At 63.8% G+C, this 605-nt stretch carries 1 protein-coding gene; it reads left to right on the forward strand.

Annotated features, from left to right (window positions below):
- Nucleotides 1-605, forward strand: a 605-nt coding sequence (locus IVA82_RS14105; RefSeq protein WP_247389041.1) for an IS110 family transposase, incomplete at both ends; no start/stop codon positions are given.

The following is a 605-nucleotide window of genomic DNA, read 5'->3' on the forward strand; positions in this document are numbered from 1 at the left end:
GGCATCGATATCGGCAAGAACTCGTTCCACATCGTGGGCCACGATCAGCGCGGCGCAATCGTGCTGCGGCAGAAGTGGTCACGCGGCCAGGTAGAAGCACGGCTCGCCAACCTGCCAGCGTGCTTAATCGGTATGGAGGCCTGCGTCGGCGCGCATCATCTCAGTCGCAAGCTCCAAATGCTCGGCCACGACGCCCGACTGATGCCCGCGAAATACGTGCGCCCCTATTCGAAGGGACAGAAGAATGACTTCCGTGATGCGGAAGCCATCGCCGAGGCTGTCCAACGCCCGACCATGAAGTTCGTCGCGACCAAGACCGCCGACCAGCTCGACCTGCAGGCGCTGCACCGCGTGCGCGAGCGATTGGTCGGTCAGCGTACCGGCGTCATCAATCAGATCCGTGCGTTCCTGCTGGAGCGGGGCATCGCCGTGCGGCAAGGCCTGCGTTCGCTGCGGTCCGAGTTGCCGGGTATCCTTGCGACGCGCACCGATGTCCTCGCGCCTCGCATGTTGCGCATCATCGAGGACCTGGCAGGAGACTGGCGCCGACTGGACGCGCGCATTGAGGACCTCTCCAGCGAGATCGAAGCATTGGCTCGTCAAGA

The organism is Bradyrhizobium sp. 142 (assembly GCF_023074015.1).
In the GTDB taxonomy this organism is placed as follows: Bacteria; Pseudomonadota; Alphaproteobacteria; order Rhizobiales; family Xanthobacteraceae; genus Bradyrhizobium.